Annotated in this window: 21 protein-coding genes; 7 read left to right on the forward strand and 14 right to left on the reverse strand. The window is 42.8% G+C overall.

Annotation, left to right across the window (positions count from 1 at the left end; genetic code table 11):
• Positions 1 to 6 precede the first annotated feature (6 nt).
• The 6 genes from AB4513_RS13950 to AB4513_RS13975 all read right to left on the reverse strand — a co-directional run bounded on the left by AB4513_RS13950 (position 7) and on the right by AB4513_RS13975 (position 4,385).
• Positions 7 to 738, reverse strand: a complete 732-nt coding sequence (locus tag AB4513_RS13950; protein ID WP_102257925.1) for a phage virion morphogenesis protein — start codon at positions 736 to 738, stop codon at positions 7 to 9.
• Positions 735 to 1,226, reverse strand: coding sequence for a phage tail protein (locus AB4513_RS13955; protein WP_102257926.1), 492 nt, complete (start codon positions 1,224 to 1,226; stop codon positions 735 to 737). Before AB4513_RS13955 ends, AB4513_RS13950 begins: the two co-directional genes overlap by 4 nt.
• Complete coding sequence (locus tag AB4513_RS13960; protein ID WP_102257927.1) at positions 1,223 to 1,687, reverse strand: head completion/stabilization protein; 465 nt, start codon at positions 1,685 to 1,687, stop codon at positions 1,223 to 1,225. The genes AB4513_RS13955 and AB4513_RS13960 overlap by 4 nt, the downstream gene beginning before the upstream one ends.
• A 106-nt stretch (positions 1,688 to 1,793) precedes the next feature.
• Positions 1,794 to 2,510 (reverse strand): phage terminase small subunit, encoded by a 717-nt coding sequence (gene gpM / locus AB4513_RS13965; RefSeq protein ID WP_102257928.1) that lies wholly within the window; start codon positions 2,508 to 2,510, stop codon positions 1,794 to 1,796.
• A gap of 10 nt (positions 2,511 to 2,520) precedes the next feature.
• The gene (locus AB4513_RS13970) at positions 2,521 to 3,531 is read right to left on the reverse strand and encodes a phage major capsid protein, P2 family (RefSeq protein ID WP_102257929.1); all 1,011 of its coding nucleotides are present in this window, start codon (positions 3,529 to 3,531) and stop codon (positions 2,521 to 2,523) included.
• Positions 3,531 to 4,385, reverse strand: coding sequence for a GPO family capsid scaffolding protein (locus AB4513_RS13975; protein WP_102257930.1), 855 nt, complete (start codon positions 4,383 to 4,385; stop codon positions 3,531 to 3,533). Before AB4513_RS13975 ends, AB4513_RS13970 begins: the two co-directional genes overlap by 1 nt.
• Before the next feature lie 165 nt (positions 4,386 to 4,550).
• Between AB4513_RS13975 and AB4513_RS13980 the strand changes: the two genes are divergently transcribed.
• From AB4513_RS13980 to AB4513_RS13990, 3 genes are all read left to right on the forward strand, one after another.
• On the forward strand, positions 4,551 to 6,320 hold the full coding sequence (locus AB4513_RS13980) for a terminase large subunit domain-containing protein (protein WP_102257931.1): 1,770 nt from the start codon (positions 4,551 to 4,553) through the stop codon (positions 6,318 to 6,320).
• Positions 6,317 to 7,348: a phage portal protein gene (locus AB4513_RS13985; protein WP_102257932.1), complete on the forward strand. Its 1,032-nt coding sequence runs from the start codon at positions 6,317 to 6,319 to the stop codon at positions 7,346 to 7,348. Before AB4513_RS13980 ends, AB4513_RS13985 begins: the two co-directional genes overlap by 4 nt.
• Positions 7,349 to 7,414: 66 nt before the next feature.
• Complete coding sequence (locus AB4513_RS13990) at positions 7,415 to 7,666, forward strand: ogr/Delta-like zinc finger family protein (RefSeq protein ID WP_102257933.1); 252 nt, start codon at positions 7,415 to 7,417, stop codon at positions 7,664 to 7,666.
• Here AB4513_RS13990 and AB4513_RS13995 read toward each other — a convergent pair.
• The gene (locus AB4513_RS13995) at positions 7,661 to 7,879 is read right to left on the reverse strand and encodes a hypothetical protein (protein ID WP_102257934.1); all 219 of its coding nucleotides are present in this window, start codon (positions 7,877 to 7,879) and stop codon (positions 7,661 to 7,663) included. The genes AB4513_RS13990 and AB4513_RS13995 overlap by 6 nt on opposite strands.
• 567 nt (positions 7,880 to 8,446) lie before the next feature.
• Here AB4513_RS13995 and AB4513_RS14000 point away from each other — a divergent pair.
• Both AB4513_RS14000 and AB4513_RS14005 read left to right on the forward strand, forming a co-directional pair.
• On the forward strand, positions 8,447 to 9,235 hold the full coding sequence (locus AB4513_RS14000; protein ID WP_133151967.1) for a tetratricopeptide repeat protein: 789 nt from the start codon (positions 8,447 to 8,449) through the stop codon (positions 9,233 to 9,235).
• Positions 9,235 to 9,642: a HEPN domain-containing protein gene (locus AB4513_RS14005; RefSeq protein ID WP_102257936.1), complete on the forward strand. Its 408-nt coding sequence runs from the start codon at positions 9,235 to 9,237 to the stop codon at positions 9,640 to 9,642. The genes AB4513_RS14000 and AB4513_RS14005 overlap by 1 nt, the downstream gene beginning before the upstream one ends.
• A gap of 171 nt (positions 9,643 to 9,813) precedes the next feature.
• Here AB4513_RS14005 and AB4513_RS14010 read toward each other — a convergent pair whose 3' ends face one another.
• The 7 genes from AB4513_RS14010 to AB4513_RS14040 form a co-directional block, all read right to left on the reverse strand.
• The gene (locus AB4513_RS14010; RefSeq protein WP_240798331.1) at positions 9,814 to 11,946 is read right to left on the reverse strand and encodes a hypothetical protein; all 2,133 of its coding nucleotides are present in this window, start codon (positions 11,944 to 11,946) and stop codon (positions 9,814 to 9,816) included.
• Positions 11,939 to 12,388 carry a DUF3850 domain-containing protein gene (locus tag AB4513_RS14015; protein ID WP_102257937.1) on the reverse strand — a complete coding sequence of 150 codons (450 nt, stop codon included), beginning with the start codon at positions 12,386 to 12,388 and terminating at the stop codon, positions 11,939 to 11,941. The genes AB4513_RS14010 and AB4513_RS14015 overlap by 8 nt, the downstream gene beginning before the upstream one ends.
• Positions 12,375 to 12,797 (reverse strand): hypothetical protein, encoded by a 423-nt coding sequence (locus AB4513_RS14020; RefSeq protein WP_102257938.1) that lies wholly within the window; start codon positions 12,795 to 12,797, stop codon positions 12,375 to 12,377. The genes AB4513_RS14015 and AB4513_RS14020 overlap by 14 nt, the downstream gene beginning before the upstream one ends.
• A 110-nt stretch (positions 12,798 to 12,907) precedes the next feature.
• The gene (locus AB4513_RS14025; protein WP_102257939.1) at positions 12,908 to 13,201 is read right to left on the reverse strand and encodes a hypothetical protein; all 294 of its coding nucleotides are present in this window, start codon (positions 13,199 to 13,201) and stop codon (positions 12,908 to 12,910) included.
• 11 nt (positions 13,202 to 13,212) lie between these two features.
• Positions 13,213 to 13,500, reverse strand: coding sequence for a phage regulatory CII family protein (locus AB4513_RS14030; protein WP_240798332.1), 288 nt, complete (start codon positions 13,498 to 13,500; stop codon positions 13,213 to 13,215).
• A 77-nt stretch (positions 13,501 to 13,577) separates the two neighbouring features.
• Positions 13,578 to 13,787, reverse strand: a complete 210-nt coding sequence (locus tag AB4513_RS14035; RefSeq protein WP_240798333.1) for a hypothetical protein — start codon at positions 13,785 to 13,787, stop codon at positions 13,578 to 13,580.
• Positions 13,784 to 13,984: a Rha family transcriptional regulator gene (locus AB4513_RS14040; RefSeq protein ID WP_102257940.1), complete on the reverse strand. Its 201-nt coding sequence runs from the start codon at positions 13,982 to 13,984 to the stop codon at positions 13,784 to 13,786. Before AB4513_RS14040 ends, AB4513_RS14035 begins: the two co-directional genes overlap by 4 nt.
• 92 nt (positions 13,985 to 14,076) lie before the next feature.
• Between AB4513_RS14040 and AB4513_RS14045 the strand changes: the two genes are divergently transcribed.
• Entirely contained in the window at positions 14,077 to 14,685 is a 609-nt protein-coding gene (locus AB4513_RS14045; RefSeq protein ID WP_102257941.1) for a helix-turn-helix domain-containing protein, read from the forward strand.
• 186 nt (positions 14,686 to 14,871) lie between these two features.
• A complete protein-coding gene (locus tag AB4513_RS14050; protein WP_133151968.1) occupies positions 14,872 to 15,996 on the forward strand; it encodes a PP2C family serine/threonine-protein phosphatase in 1,125 nt (374 codons plus the stop codon).
• The last annotated feature ends 9 nt before the right edge of the window (positions 15,997 to 16,005 follow it).

Below are 16,005 nucleotides of genomic sequence, written 5' to 3' on the forward strand. Positions count from 1 at the left end.
GAGTATTTATCCTCTTCTTAGGTGTTTAGGTTGAACCTTCCAACCGTAGTCAATGCCTTGAAAAGCTCTTGTCCATGCCTTTCTTAAGCTTTGCCTTGTCGCTCCTAGGAACTTACGAGGAGGGACAACAATCTCCCAACTGCTTTTTATCCGAACCAGTCCTAGCTCCCTTAGTTTCTTAAATGCTCCTTTAACTTCGTACTGAGTTAGGTTTTGAGTCATCCATTTAATGGTTGGGACTCGCTTGGAACCTCTTTTCGCTTTCGGGTTAATTCGCCTTGCATACACTTCATAACCAATATTTCGTAACGCTTTCGCCTGTCCCTTTGTACACATTTCAGTGTCACTGAGCTGCGTTTCACGCCCAGTTGGCGTGTTATCTTTGTTTGCTTTACGTCTGTGCCCTTGCTGATGAAAATTGGCAACATAAGCACCGTGGATGCGATAGCTCCCTTTCCCCACTGAAACTTTCGCTGCATCTTTGTTGCCCGAGACATAAATCAGCTTCTTAAACCCTGTAAGCATTTTTTTGCTCTTGCCTTTACGCTTATTTCTCCGAGCTTTCCACGCTTTCCCATCTGGGCTTTGCTGTTTGGTAATGTTGCGTTTCGATATTTTCTGAACTTCTTTGGCGACTCTTCGTAATAACCGCTCTCGCTTGGTTGCCGGCATAGCCAGAGCTTTTAGAATTTCATCTGTTCTGAGCACACCTTTTTCATCCCACTGAACTTTAATCATCGTTTCAGATCCAAAGTGAATCGTTCAGCAATCCAAACTTCATACTCTGCTAAGTTGTATTGTTTACCATGCCAATGAATCACCCCTTCTTCCTCTTCGACTATCGTGACAGGCTCTATAAACTGAATATCTATCTCTACGTTGGCTGTCTTGTCACTTTCGGGCTCAACTTTGAATCTAGGATCTTCCAATTCATAGGTTTCACGATATGGGTCATGACTTTGTAACCAAGCCATAACTGAGGCCATGACAATAGCTGGCTCAAACTCCCTAAAAGGAAAACGTTCTATCGAGATAACCGCTTCGTATTCCATCATCCCCAAATCGACGCCCAACCCTTGGTGCTTTGGAGTGAGTTGCAGTTCAGCTCCATCCATCCACGACTCAAGCAGCGAATGACAATTTTTAGGGATGACTGTCAATAAGTGAGCTGTTAACGTTTGGAGTAAATACCCCATTTCACTTTGACCTTTTGGCTCAAAACTCATATAAGCTCCACACCCACTCGACCTTTGCCTTTCATCGCTCGAACATGCTGCTGGCTTTCTGCTAGCAAACTCTCTTTGGTGTCAGACTCTTTTTCAGCGACTCGATCACCGGCTTCTTTGGTTTGCTGGGTGGCGAACTCAGGTAACAAGTCGGCTTTGGCTCTCGCATAAACCGCCTTTTCATACAGAATGACTAATAAGTTTTTCTCTCCAATGCTTGGTTGCCCTGTCACACTGGAAGCTTTAGCAAACCCGCTTTTTTGGTATTGTTCTTTGGTCGTGTTTAATTCAATGTTTAGTTGTGCAATTGCAGCAGCGACAGCGTATGCAATCGCTTCTTTGTCCATATGAGCTGGTACCCCACGACGTTTCTCAAAATCACCGGCATTAATATCCGGCCAAAAACCATCATTGATGATTTTGGTATCTTGATAGTCTGCTCCTGATGAACCATTAAACATTGCATCCCCTTGATATAAGTGAGCCTCTAGCCACTGGGTCGATAGGTCACGATGAACTAAAAGCTATCGCACCCTCGCCAGTCGAGGCTCGGCGGCATAGGAGTCTTTAAAGATTCGAACCTTCTTTAATGGCACGAATACGTTGCTCGATTTGACCGATTTTGGTTTTCACCCCCACTTTCTCGTACTTATCGTGAGCGTGTTGCAGTAATACCAACGCTTTTTCTAATGTTTCTAAGTCCCCGATAGCCGTGGGCTGCGGTTGTCCCTGTTCATTTAGAATTAAGTGCAAGCCTGCAAATCGGTACCACTTGGATTGAACTTTTTCATGCAATCGCCATTCTTTAGCGACCTTTTCAAACACCTGTCCGAAATAGGGTTCAATCGAATGACCACGGGCCGATTCTTTCTCTGCCCACTCAAGAACGGCATCAGCGCAAACTGTCGGCCAGTCACGACGAAAGTTTTCTGGTGTCGGCAAGTCCATCTCTATGGCTTTCATGCACCAATCAATAGCGGTATCCATCTCGTTAACATCGAATAACCAAATCACCATATTGGTAAAGATTGGGTTTTCGAAGACTTCACCTTTTTCCAAATACGCTTCCACGTAAGGTTTGTACTTCGGTACTAAAACCTCTCGTTTATGCTTCACTCTGTCTTCGATGGCATTGAGCTGTTTTAGGCACTTGCGATCGTCTTCAAAACCGAGCAGCTTGATGTGCAGGCTTTCGGTATCTGCACCGGAAATCAATTCCGATGCAGACTGGTTAGCATGCTTTTCAAGAAGTTGTCGGCGCTGTCTTGCTAACGGGCTCACCATATCTCACCCCTTAAACTGTTGAATCAGAGTCAACGACAGTGACTGATTCGATAGCCGCAAACTTTTTCAAATTACCCACAGCGTAACCTTCCATACGGATATGGTTTTGCTTAAAACGAAGCTCATCTTCATCGTTTTTCTGTTTACGCCATTGCGTCCCCTCTTGCGTTAAAATTTGCAAGTTCTTGGTATTGGTCACCCATAGCTGATCAGCAGGAAAGAATGGTGGTGTATAGGCCTTTTTACCCGCGATAGTCTTAGCCAGGCTCTGTGCCGCCTTGTGCTCCGTTGGTTTATCTGCAGATTCAAGCAAACGATGCTGCTCAGCCGCCACCAAGTCAGAACCCACCAACACGACAAGATCTGGATCTTGGCGATGCTCTGGAGCAATGGTGGTATTGATTAGGTCTTGAGCTAAGGAATCCAAATTCTTGTAGGAGTCCTCAGCAGCTCCGGTAGGATCTAACAGGGCCGACGGAAGAACTTGACTTGATTTTTTCTCTTTAACTATTGTTAACCAACCTTTGTTCACATCTTGGCCAAGAGGATTAGCTACTGGGTTAGTTTTGACCGCAATAGAGGTACCGTTAAAACCAATTCGCAGCATGTCTAACGCAAAACGACGAGAAATCGCGTTTTTCATCATGACCAACCATTGGCCTTTCGAACCGGAATTAGCCCATTGGGTCATGGTTTCCCAAAGGATATGTGCGCCAGAATCTGTTTTGGTTAGTTCGTAAGTATTGCCACTTTGTCCCACTTCAACGCTAAAACGTCCAGTGTCGGAGCGACCCGTCGACAAGCCATCATCACCAACATCGATCACTTGACCTTTGATTTGCTGAACAGGTAACAATGAAACCATGCCTAGAAACGCATTCGACTGCATGATCGCTTGGCGTAACTTAGTTTCCATTGGAGGCGTTAAGTTAAAAGACTGCGTCCCTTGTGGAGCATTCGCGGCTTCTAATGTTGCCGCACAAAACTCTTGTAGGTATTTAGTCGATATTGCGTTAAGCATTAAATAATCTCCTCAGATGAGAACTTCTCACTCGCACCCGATGGATCCGGCTCTTGATTAGGTACTTCTTGTGATAGTTCAGCGAACTTAGTTTCGATATCGTTCACTTTCTCAATAAACGAGGCCAACTTTTCTTCCAACGTTGCAGAAAACTGCTCAACGGTGGCTTGGCTGGCCTCTTCTGGCTGCTCTGGACTTTCTTGCAAATTGAACGCTTCTTTCAGTTCTTTCTTAAACTCGCCCTTAAAGACAGAAAAATGTTCTTCCAGTGCGGCTTTGAGTTGCTCTTCGGTCACGTCGGTGTCCTCTACTTTTGATGGCGTTTCTGGCTCTTCATCACCAGAAGAGAAAAATTCATTGAATGCCGCAAAAAATCGGTCTTTATGAGTAAAGCAATCTGAAAAATCGACTTCTTCTAGGTGGCTAGCTTGAATTTCGGTGGTTTCACCTTTAATGCGAGAAAATTGAAGGCGTGATGTCCCTGTTGACGCTGGTGAGTCAGTCGCCGCTAAGCCCATTAAATAGCAACGACCTTCCCCCTTGTAATCGGGGTTTGGCTCGATAGAGGTGAACAGTTTTTGCTTTCTACGATTGGCTTCGAGCATATAATCGTTAGGTTCGAGCTTCGCAAATAGGCGTAATTTACCGTTCAACTGCTCCGCTTTCACTTCGACCACTCGTCCCCAGTTTTCACCGTAACCATAGAAGCGGCGATGCTCAGGCCAGATAAGTGCGGTGTATTCATCCATTGAGTAACTCGCGGCCATCTGTTCAATCCAATCACGGGTGATTTTTCTCCCGTCAACGGTTGGGCCCTCTGTCGCTATGATTTTCCACTCACTAATCTTTGGCATTTTTGTACTCAAACTTGTCAATCACACACCGTTTGAGAAAACAATACGCCTTTGAATGGAGGGGATCAGCTACTTCAATTCCTAGGGATTCGGGTTTGGCCTCTATCCGAATTCATCCGAATTTCCATTCATCATTTTCAATATTTCGGGGCGTATGATGCGCTTATGGCCTATTCCCCCGAAGTACGACAAACCGCCCGAGCACTCTATTTAAAAGCTTGGACGCCAAGTGAAATCGCTACCGAACTGAACCTGAATAATGAACGCATCATTTATTACTGGGCAGACAAATTCAGTTGGCGGGATATGTTGCGTGAACAAACAATTGATGAAGCGATAGCGAACCGTATTCAAACGCTGCTCGAATTGGAAGAACCAAGCAAAAACCAGCTAGACATGCTGGATAGGCTTATAAAACATCACGCATCTTTGAAGAAACAAAGAGCACAAGAAAAGCAGCAAAGTGAACAATCTTTAAACGCTGGCAACAAAAACAACTCTAGTGATCAGCGTTCTGACCGTCGCTCTAAACCAAAGAAGCGCAAAGGCAAAAAGAATGACATCAGCGAACTGAACAAAGAAGATTTCGCCACGTGGCACGATTCCCTGTTCGCCTATCAACACGTAATGCGCAACAACATAAAACAGCGGATTCGAAATATTCTTAAATCCCGCCAGATTGGTGCGACCTATTATTTCAGTGGTGAAGCGTTAGAAGACGCGATTCTAACTGGTGACAACCAAATCTTTTTGTCAGCGTCACGTGCTCAAGCGGAAGTTTTTCGCAGCTACATCATTGCGATTGCAAAAGAGTTCTTAAACATCGAGCTGACCGGGAACCCAATCATTCTCTCTAATGGTGCTGAACTTCGTTTTTTGTCGACCAATAGTAAAACCGCCCAGAGTTATCACGGCCACGTTTATATCGATGAGTATTTCTGGATACCTAAGTTTAACGAACTCAATAAACTCGCTTCGGCCATGGCTACCCATAAAAAATGGCGTAAGACCTACTTTTCGACTCCATCATCGAAAATGCACCAGGCATACCCATTTTGGACTGGCGACCAATGGCGAAAAGGTCGAGACTCCCGCACTAAAATTGAATTTCCTACGTTCGAGGAATATAGAAATGGCGGTGTACTTTGCCCTGATAAGCAGTGGCGTTATGTCGTTACCATTGAAGATGCTGCAGCGGGCGGCTGTAACTTATTCGACATTGAAGATCTGAAAGACGAATACAGCAAAGACGATTTCGACAACCTATTTATGTGTGTCTTTGTTGACAGCGCTTTGTCTGTCTTCAAATTCTCTGATCTTGAGAAAGGCATGGTTGACTCTGCTCACTGGCAGGATTTCAAGCCGAAAACCAAATTACCCTTTGCAGGTCGTGAAGTCTGGTTAGGTTATGACCCTAGCCGAACGCGCGATAATGCTTGTTTAGTGGTCATCGCACCGCCAGCAGTCGCCGGTGAAACATTCCGTGTGTTAGAAAAACACTATTGGAAAGGACTGAACTTCCAATATCACGTAGCTGAGATCGAAAAGGTATTTAAGCGCTATAAGGTCACTTACATAGGCGTAGATACAACCGGCATTGGGGGTGGTGTTTGGGACCTAATAAAGAAAAAGCATCCACGTGAAGCGCACGCCATACATTACAGCAATGAAAACAAAAACCGCCTTGTAATGAAGATGATCGACGTCATAGAAGCTAAGCGACTTCAGTTTGATGCCGAGCACAAAGACATTGCTATGGCCTTCATGGCAATTAAACGGGTTCCGACCAATAGCGGTAACGCCATGACCTTTAAAGCCGCTCGAAGTGAGACAACAGGCCACGCCGATGCGTTTTGGGCAATTTCACACGCCATTATCAACGAACCGTTAGATCACGAAACACCAACGAAATCAACTTGGGCCACTGCAGCATGACCGACACTAAAACAAAACTAGTTAAGCAAGAAGCACTAGCCGAGTCTGTTTATCACATTGACTCATCACCAGAAGCCATCGACTCGACCAGTTGGATGACGTCTTATTCTGAGCTGTTCTACAACGACACAGACAACTATTGGGAACCGCCCATTTCACGACAAGGATTGGCCGAGACATCACGAGCTAATGCCTATCATGGCTCTTTATTAAAAGCACGTGCGAACTATGTTGCTGCTCGTTTCATCGCGGGCGGAGGGGTAAGACGTCGACAACTTCAATCGTTTTGTAATAACTATTTCACTTTTGGTGATGCCGCCTTCTTAAAAATCCGCGACCATTTTAAGCGGCCAGTGCGCCTGTTCCCTCTACCGACTATGTACCTACGTAGACGTAAAAATGGTGACTTTGTGTTACTTGAGCGTGACAACAAGCAACGAGTCTACAAAGCAAATGACATCATTTTCTTGCCTCAAGAAGACTTGCAACAGCAGATTTATGGATTACCTGATTATTTGGGTAGTTTGCAAAGCAGCTTACTAAACAAAGATGCCACACTCTTTCGTCGCCGCTACTACAAGAACGGTGCTCACATGGGCTTTATCTTCTACGCCAATGACCCAAATTTAAGTGACGATGATGAAAAGATGCTAAAAGATAAGATCGCGAGTTCAAAGGGTGTGGGTAATTTCCGCAGTATGTTTGTCAATATTCCTGGTGGTGCAGAGAAAGGTATTCAGCTAATACCTGTGGGAGACATAGCAACGAAAGATGAATTCGAACGCATTAAAAATATTACAGCTCAAGACATCTTAGTAGGTCATCGCTTTCCTGTAGGTAAGGCAGGTATCATCCCACAAGGAACGACCAGCTTAGGTGACCCGATTAAGATTGGTAGTGAATACGCCAAAGATGAGATCATACCCGTATGTGAACTGATTATGGATGAAGTGAACAATGACCCAGAAATTAGAAACATAAAAACCCTCCACCTGAAATTTGATGTTACTACGGGCGACGCTTTATAAAACTGTACAAAAATACAGCAACTGGCGTAATATCATACTGTCAGTCCATTAAGTTAGGCCAACGTTATGAGAGTGTTTTGCCCTGAGTGCGGTGCAAGAAGCCGGATCCTGAAATCGAATAGAATGAGCACAAAACATGCAGATTTGTATTGCTCATGTAGTGATCCTGAGTGTGGGCATACCTTCGTGATGAATTTATCTTATAGCCATACTCTAAGCCCTAGCGCTAAAACTACATCACAATTAGTCTTCAACCTAGCGCAGGCCTTACCGCCAAAACAACGACAAGAACTCCAAGAGCAACTTTCAATGCTATAACGAAAACTTTGGTGACTTGGCTTCTGCAGCCATTGCAACGATTGATTGGATAGCCTTTACTTTATCTGCGTCTAGTTCACCCTTATTGTCCGCAATCAGCAAACCCATTAAGTACACACCTGCCTGTCTGCTCCCTTCACTAGCTTCACTCATTGAAACCCCATCAATAATGACCTCAAGACCGGATTGAAATAGCTGTTTTTCTTTAGACATATCATTACCCTTATCAGTAAGACTGAATTTACTGTGTATTTATACAGCTTGGTAATAGTGAAACTTACTGGATATTTGTACAGCTTTCTAGCTAGATTCTTAAGTTAGCTTCACTCATATGTCATATTTCTTCTTTGAGAGCATAAGTTTATTGCTCACCCTAACAACTAACAAAAAATGATTAAACTCTATTTAATTCATTGACTTAAAATAAATTACAGATTTAAAAATATTCAAATTCCCCATAAAAAAACCTCACGTCACCCTCACATATAAATTAGATATAAATTAAATAAAATAAGATTTGCCAGGACAGATGTGAGGTATGGATGTGATCTATACTCCTAATTAGGCATCCATAGTTAATCAATGTTAACCATGCTTAACAGTATTTAAGGGTAAGTGTGGTTATTTAATGTGATTTTGGTACTATGAGCGGTATTGTTTTTATATTGGAACAGTATATAAAACTTAGAAAGCTGAACTAAGTCTTCAACTGGACACAATGAAGAAAGGTAGAAATTTCCACCTAAACTAGAATGGCTGATCAATAAATAAGGTGAACCTTTGCAAATAGCACCCCAATCTAAAGTAAATGAAATTCTTAGCTCACTAATGGAAGCTGTTAGTTCTTCTACAGTTTTGAGTGAGTTTGAAATCGCTTACTATAAAAGAGAGGCGGAAAAGCTCCCTGAAGCAAGTCATACTCACTTAACGTTGACTATTCTCTACACATCTTTAAATCAACAAAAACAAGCTTTATTACACGCTCACGAAGCCATACGCCTAGCGCCTGATGACCAAGTTATTATTGGTAATATCATATGGGCTCTTTCGTTTGTTGGTGCGGCTAAAACTGTTTATGAACTAATAAAAAAGATACCTACTGAAATTTGTACAGGTAAAGTATTAGAAAACATCTTGGTTGCTAGTCACTTTTTCAATGATCTAGAATTAACTGAAGGATTACTTAAACAGCTTGAATCTGAGCAGCCTGATGCATCTAGATACAAGAGTGAACTAGCTCACTTCCAGGCTAAAATGAATAATATAGCCTGGGCTAAACAGAGAATTAACTTTAGTGAGAACGACTTCTTAGAACTCTCTCTACTTGCCTTAGAGCTAGTTGAGCGCTCACCTAATATTAATGCTGTAAGTTCATATATCTACGCCCTACCAGAGTCCGATAAGATCTGCCTATCTTTTGAGGTAAACTGCGAGCCTGAAGCTATTTTTGACCTCAACTGGGAACTAAGCCTGCTCATTACAGAGACTAATCTCATGTCGAGTCCAGTAATTGCACGCTTTGATGTAGCCGACAATAACCACGAACTAACGCGAAGTGGAGGATTCTAATGGCTGTATCACCATCAGATATTTTGACATGTACTGAAAACCAGCTAAGCCAAGCAACAACAGAGTCTGAATACCGCAACATTGTAAGTAGAAGCTATTATTCTATGTACCATTCAGCTTTAACGATTTTAGCACATGAACCACCATCATATGGAGGTCAAGGTGTACACTCATCACTAATCAGCTATTTACAGTCTAATGATGTAAAAACAAGTGAAGTGCATTCGCCTAGCACTTTGAAGGCTTTATCCTATATGCTTCAGCAGTATAAAGCTCAGCGAGTTATTGCTGACTATTATTTAACGCAAAACATCACTAAAGACAACGCATCTGATTCCGTCAATACCGCCAAGAGATTCAAGAAAAAATGTGATGAAATAACACCCCAGCAAACTTCTGACAAATGACTCACGGCAACGGCCAATCATCAGACTCAATGATTTCTAAGTAATCGGCCCACTAACCTTTCATACCCCCATACTGCCTCAGAAGTTTGTTCATTAACTGTTCTAGCTTACTTTTTGGCATCACCTGACTCCATTCAACTATTATCCGCTCTAATATTGACCAACAATGTCTTAATAGCAATATTTGTTAGGTGTAGAAATCCGCTTAGAACGACAAGGCATATACAGTTCTGTGGCGTATTCTAATTGAGCTTCCATCCAATAACTTTTCTCTCCTTCCTCCACCTCCCTAATTGGTGGGCTATCTTCAAATACCGACTTCCAATAAGCTAACCGCTCTTGATGCCGAATAAAATCATTTGAGTACAAATTGTCAGCCTCTTGCTTGATATCATTTAAGTCTAGATCTCTACATTCCATCGACCAACCACGGGCACCAGCCGCCCAGAATAAGAATTCATCCACTTTAGTCTTTGAATCATCGCCTTCAAACGTTACCGAGAACCTATTATCACTTGAAGCAAATACGCCACGTTCACGGATCTCTTTGTTCACCTTCTCCACCTGTTTTTCCAAACGAATAATACGACTCTGCATTTTGTCAGTGAGCTCTTTCGGTTTGCCTTGTTGCACTGCTATCGACTTCGCCTTGATTGTTTGAGCCTTAGCAGCAGCTAACTTAGATGCCTTTCTTTTCAGCGGTTTTTTCCACTGGTCTAGCTTATGTCCTAACTCCTTAATTATCGCCGTCATATTTCCAGCCTCAAACGAAGCCAAACATTCCCATTTTGGTGCTCGAGTGCTTGCCGATATGTTATAGCGATTCCCTTTTATCAACCCTTGTTCCGAATCTCCACCTTTGGCGGCATACCCAACCGCTTTAATGATGTACGAGCCGGCGGCTTTAGGCTTCCTGATTCGCTCAAGATTTGCAAAACCATGTCCCCAGATTTTCTCCAGTCGTTTTGCCCAAGCGCGGAAGAACCTAGGTTCAACATTCCACTTTAAAAGCATATGTACATGAGGGTTAGGTTCACCATCATCATTGGCCGGACACTCTGCAACCCAAATATAGTGAAAGTCGAGAGGTTTATTTGTTGGGCCAACGTCACTTGGCTTACCTAGATGAGGTGGCACTTTTTCAACTTTCAAATCGCAGTAAGGTTGCCCACTGTCTTCATCGGTTTGAATAGTATGATCAGCCACCCAACCGCGTTGATACATTTTTTTCATTGCATCAAGTAAGCGTGAAACTTCTTTACCTATAGTGGTTTCAATGGTTTTTTCTACCGTAAACTCTTTGGCGGGCTTATCTTCCAAGCGACAGAAATCACCTGCTATCTCACCATTATGATTCATCAACTTGGTTCGCAATCTATTTTTAAATGGGACTGTTGAATAAGGTCCAGCAATATCGGTAACAGGCGAAGCCACTCGCTTCTCTTTCGAGTTGCTCCTATAGGTCACCATGTTTCGACGATAACGAATTGGATGCCTAGCGCCTAGTTCACCCAATTCCGATTCATCAGCCATACCGCCAAATATGGCCAATCGCTGCTCTCTGGTGAACGTTAAGGTCAAAAACGTAGTGAAACCATCGTTACGAACTGCCGCATAAGCCGCACTTTCAAAAATCTGAGTTACCGCTCGCTTAGTCAGCTTGTCGGTGTACCGTTCACCGCTGTTGACAGTTGGTGCTTTACTCGTCGGTGTTTGAGTAATGTGCTGGATTCTGTACTGGTCGAAACACTCTCGCTGCTGTAATTGTACTGAAGTAGGATTGATTTTAGGCTCACAGCGGTTAATTTTACCTTTCTCTTGTAAAACGGCAGGTGTATTACGCTCTGTAGAGGTATACAACAAGTCGTGATTGAAATACGCCTCAGGGCTTTGTAGGACTTCCGATGGATTAATAACCCTATCTAGCAGCTGCAGAGTTTGGCGATTTCGCTCAATTCTATGACGGTGTTTCTCTGTCGGACTTTTGCGCCCTTTGACTAGCCTATACTCTTCGGCGATTCTCGCCGCCGCTTCGCGGTCGTGTTCAGTGCGATAATTAAGAGCTTTAAAAAGATCTATCGATCTCTTGAGCTCAAATTCTCGCTTAGATTGTTGGTTGAAAACACGATCGTAGATTGGGATTTTTTTAACAAAACCAGCGTCTAAAAGGGCTTGCTCTTGGTTGGTGTAAATTTTAGGCACTAAAAAACCAGCGTGGTATCTAGCATCATTTCGTTTGATTCGGTCGAGGGGCATTACTTTCCCCGCTATGTATAAGAGATCATTGTGTGATATTTCATCCATTCTCTGCCACCTCCCCTAATTTTTTTAGTAGAGTCGTCGCCTCTGTAGCAAAATAGCGTGAATCTTGAATCTGCCTTTCTAGATCAGTAGTAGTGAGTCCAGCCTCTCGAACAACGTCAATACCCGCCTCCATACAATCTGCAGCTTCAACTAAACGATCTCGTAAATGCCCCATCAAAATCACACTATTTAAATGAGATGAATTAGAAAGAGAAAGAACACATACCTCTTTACTTAAACCAAACTTCCCGCCATGAACTACATGAGTGATTTCATGTACCAAGGACGCACCCGTTTTATGCCCATCTTTGTCAATTTCATGCTGTATCAACACGTCGTTAGCTTGATATTTACGATCATTGACTCGAACCTCAGCCGTTTTACGACCTAATCGAACCTCATTAAAAAATTCTGATTTGGTGTTTACTTCATGCAATGTCATGCTCACTCCCCCCTACCGCCGACAAACAAAACTGTTCGAACTCATATAACGCTTCATCATCAAAATGACCTGAATCACGTAGCCCTAACATTTCAAGAAACAGATGACGATTACTCATATCTAAGTTCGCCCAATGATGAAGCTGTGAAACCTGTGCTATTGAGCCATTGCGATACCAACTTGGGAATGAATAACCAAAAAACACACGAGCGCGATCGCCCTGCATGGCTTGCTTGAGATCGGCCAGTACTTCTTCTTGTGGTCGATGTGTTGTGATTGGCTCTTGCTTCTTCGCAATAGCCTCTAACTGGACCAGGACTTGGTGTTGCTGCTCTTGATTACTTGAATTAAAGCGAACAGTAATTTGGTTAACAGACTGATTAAAAAGATGTTCTTCAATAGTATTCATCATCAATTCCTCAGGTTTGAGATATAAAAAACCCTCCCTCTTTAAATCAAAGAGGGATAAAGGGTGTAGGCAAGATGCCTAAGGGCTATGTTCGTTTGAGCATCACTGGACTATGACCAGCGTGACTGAATATCCTTTGCGCTGAAATCAAGAGCTTTTAACTCGCGATCAATGCGAGCTTGCTCTAAGCGGTCATCGCTTGAGTTAAATTGATTCAGTAGAGCTTCTCGTGTCTGATAGAGTGACCTCAACTGACGCTCGCCAAGCTCTTTTCTTGTTCGCTGCAAAAGAGCTAGGCCGCGTTCTTTTTGCTCGCGATTCAAAGACCAACAAACTAAATCAGGGCATGGGTTTTCTAGTGGTGGGACATCTACTTTTAAATGTTCTCTTGTTACAACAGACATAACGAATTCCTCTAACTTAAGCCAGGCATTGGCGCACCGTTGGCAATGAACTCGAAACCCATACTAATCAAAGGGGTTGTGCCACTTGTGCGGTTTTCTAAATCAGACATAAGCAAAACCAAATTACCGATAGCGGCTTGAGCTTTTGCGATCGTCTTACGTTTTTCGCTTCTGTATAAGCGGTCTGCATTGCACACCTTCAATGCATCGCTAGACAGCTCACCGGACAGAATCGAATTTTCTAGGATGCGTTCAACGAACGTTTTTGACTCCTCTTCCCTGGGTACCTTGCCCGCCACCACGCCTAAATCGGCTAATACGGTATTAAGATGATGTAGTCGCCCGAGACTAGGCCTGTAAAAGCAAGCACTCAGTTCTAATTTACGGGCAGTCTCTTCAACATCATGATTGACAAAAAATCACAGTAAGCTGCATCAAAAGCTTGTTGTTTTCGTTCACGTAATACGCACTTAGGCCATAGCAGACATTCGTTTGGATACTTGTCTTCCCATGACTCACTCGATAGGCGTAGCAAAGTAATGTATTGCTGAGTGAGTTTGGTTTTAGGTGACGTTGCGAAGCTCATACTTCTTGCTCCGCAGAACGCTCGAACACTTTCACTAAGTTGATGAGCACAGAGCCTTTCTCGCCCTTTTTAGGAAGAATGGGAATTTCGCCACGAGCTATTGCTCTATCGAGTGACGATGTAGACCAGCCAGTACGTCTAAGAAACTCTTTTTTCGTGCAAAAAGGGGCGTCTAACGCTATTTGAAGACTTGCCATAAGTGGTATCCTACTTAGATAAGTTTATTTTGATGCGAAATGGTGAGACATGAGACATCAAAACCCAATATGACAACAATGGTAGATCGCATATGACGACAATACAAGCCGAAATCCCGGTTTACGACTATCTTTCTGGTAGAAACTTCACGGAAAAGCTAAGAACCGTGACCGAGACAACAACTAATTACCAGTTAGCTGACAAGTTCGGAATCCCAAGATCAACCATTCAAACGTGGCATAGTCACGAAAGAACCGCATTTGAGTTAATTGTTCGTGCGCATTTGGCAACTGGTGCATCGGTTAAGTACATGGCACTAGGTGAAGGTGAACCTTTCGAAGGTAAGAAGAGTGATTCTGCATCTACTGAAAGCATGCAAATATCTAAATTGCTGGATGGAGTGTTGGTAGAAAGTGGCAATATGGCGATAGACCACTCTACTTTAGAGCGATTCGGCCTAAAAGCATCACTGACCCAAGTGGTCGAAGATGATGCTGGTATCTATTACGTCAACCAAGAATCAACCGACCCTGTAACAGGCGACTACCTCATTGATATTGATGGGCGCTTGTCGATCAACTACCTGCAACGTTTACCGGGTAAGAAGCTGGCTATTGCGTTCGGTGAATCGACCATTGAAGTTGCAGAAGAAGACATTAAAGTTCTAGGCCGAGTGGCTATGGAAATGAAGAAGAAGTAATTTGCAATCAATTATTTATTGAGTCAATGCTAGTAACTGATATGAGAAGACGCTCTTAATAAATGTTATGTTATATTCTGTCTTATGTAAGCAGGTGCCAGCATAAAAGCTAGTCCGCTAATCAAGAGCTCAATCAAAATTTTAGATTTGAATTAAAATCATTACACACAAACAGGGCTGATTAATATGCAAGATATATTAACAAAAAGGCTAAATAGACCTGTAAATGGGAACCGGTCATCCGTTGTACATGAAGTCGGAGCGACGTTAGCGACAACTGTCGGGCTTATCAGAACTGAAAATGAAGATCGGGCAATTTCTGCTCGTTTCTATAGTTCAAAAATGGAGCGCTACATATACTTTTATATTCTTAGTGATGGTATGGGAGGTATGGTTAATGGGGGGCTTGCCGCAACTCACACTGTCTCAATGTTTTTAAGCTCTATAATACCTCTTATCGAGTCAGGCATTGAAATAGATCAAGCGATACAACAGTCTGTGTTTTCTGCTCATCAGATCGTTTCCGAATCAACAAACGGTAAAGGTGGAGCAACTTTATCAGCTATAGTCAGCCATGAACCAGGTGAATTCTTTACCGTCAATGTTGGTGATAGTCGAATTTATCAATGCACAACAAGCAATTCTATTTTTCAAATCACTGAAGATGACGATGTAAAAAGCTTCCTCGAAAAACTCAACGGAATCGAACTAAACAGCCTAATAACGAAGAGAAATGGTCTAACAAAGTATATAGGCATGGAGGGAGAATTAGAGGTCACTGTTGAGTCATGCTCTGCACTCTGCGATTTGTTAGTTATTTCTGATGGTATAAGCCAAATTGGAGAAGCTAACTTAGTTGGCCTATATGAAAATAAGACAACCGATAGTGAATTCGTTCAACGTTGTATACATTTGTCCAATTGGCTTGGCGGTCATGATAACGCAACAGCAATCTATGCTTCTTTGGCAAACCTAACATATCACCCAGAAACTACCGAAGTCACCCATAACTGCCTTGAAGTTTGGGATTGCCATGGTTACATCATTATTCCCTTAGCACAACTACCTTCGAAAGGTAGACACCCAAAAGAAAAAACGAAAAAAGTACGAAAAAAAACAGCTGCGAAAAAAATAATAAAAAGTGATAAAGAAGACTCTCGCAACGATTATAACCTAGAGATAAATCAAAAATCATTATTCTCATCTGACGATGTCGGAGAGATTTCGCCTGATAATAACAGTGTATTTGATGAAGGTGCAGGACTTGACCTAGCCAAAATCGAAGATAATAAAAATAATCTAGATAAATAGAATTAAACG

This window comes from Vibrio sp. 10N.222.54.E6 (assembly GCF_041473955.1).
In the GTDB taxonomy this organism is placed as follows: domain Bacteria; phylum Pseudomonadota; class Gammaproteobacteria; order Enterobacterales; family Vibrionaceae; genus Vibrio; species Vibrio tasmaniensis_A.

Bases quoted from the DNA above. Each gene is read 5' to 3' on its own strand.
- AB4513_RS13950 (WP_102257925.1), bottom strand. From the start codon at position 738: ATGATTAAAGTTCAGTGGGATGAAAAAGGTGTGCTCAGAACAGATGAA.
- AB4513_RS13955 (WP_102257926.1), bottom strand. From the start codon at position 1,226: ATGAGTTTTGAGCCAAAAGGTCAAAGTGAAATGGGGTATTTACTCCAA.
- AB4513_RS13960 (WP_102257927.1), bottom strand. From the start codon at position 1,687: ATGTTTAATGGTTCATCAGGAGCAGACTATCAAGATACCAAAATCATC.
- gpM (WP_102257928.1), bottom strand. From the start codon at position 2,510: ATGGTGAGCCCGTTAGCAAGACAGCGCCGACAACTTCTTGAAAAGCAT.
- AB4513_RS13970 (WP_102257929.1), bottom strand. From the start codon at position 3,531: ATGCTTAACGCAATATCGACTAAATACCTACAAGAGTTTTGTGCGGCA.
- AB4513_RS13975 (WP_102257930.1), bottom strand. From the start codon at position 4,385: ATGCCAAAGATTAGTGAGTGGAAAATCATAGCGACAGAGGGCCCAACC.
- AB4513_RS13980 (WP_102257931.1), top strand. From the start codon at position 4,551: ATGGCCTATTCCCCCGAAGTACGACAAACCGCCCGAGCACTCTATTTA.
- AB4513_RS13985 (WP_102257932.1), top strand. From the start codon at position 6,317: ATGACCGACACTAAAACAAAACTAGTTAAGCAAGAAGCACTAGCCGAG.
- AB4513_RS13990 (WP_102257933.1), top strand. From the start codon at position 7,415: ATGAGAGTGTTTTGCCCTGAGTGCGGTGCAAGAAGCCGGATCCTGAAA.
- AB4513_RS13995 (WP_102257934.1), bottom strand. From the start codon at position 7,879: ATGTCTAAAGAAAAACAGCTATTTCAATCCGGTCTTGAGGTCATTATT.
- AB4513_RS14005 (WP_102257936.1), top strand. From the start codon at position 9,235: ATGGCTGTATCACCATCAGATATTTTGACATGTACTGAAAACCAGCTA.
- AB4513_RS14010 (WP_240798331.1), bottom strand. From the start codon at position 11,946: ATGGATGAAATATCACACAATGATCTCTTATACATAGCGGGGAAAGTA.
- AB4513_RS14015 (WP_102257937.1), bottom strand. From the start codon at position 12,388: ATGACATTGCATGAAGTAAACACCAAATCAGAATTTTTTAATGAGGTT.
- AB4513_RS14020 (WP_102257938.1), bottom strand. From the start codon at position 12,797: ATGAATACTATTGAAGAACATCTTTTTAATCAGTCTGTTAACCAAATT.
- AB4513_RS14025 (WP_102257939.1), bottom strand. From the start codon at position 13,201: ATGTCTGTTGTAACAAGAGAACATTTAAAAGTAGATGTCCCACCACTA.
- AB4513_RS14035 (WP_240798333.1), bottom strand. From the start codon at position 13,787: ATGAGCTTCGCAACGTCACCTAAAACCAAACTCACTCAGCAATACATT.
- AB4513_RS14040 (WP_102257940.1), bottom strand. From the start codon at position 13,984: ATGGCAAGTCTTCAAATAGCGTTAGACGCCCCTTTTTGCACGAAAAAA.
- AB4513_RS14045 (WP_102257941.1), top strand. From the start codon at position 14,077: ATGACGACAATACAAGCCGAAATCCCGGTTTACGACTATCTTTCTGGT.
- AB4513_RS14050 (WP_133151968.1), top strand. From the start codon at position 14,872: ATGCAAGATATATTAACAAAAAGGCTAAATAGACCTGTAAATGGGAAC.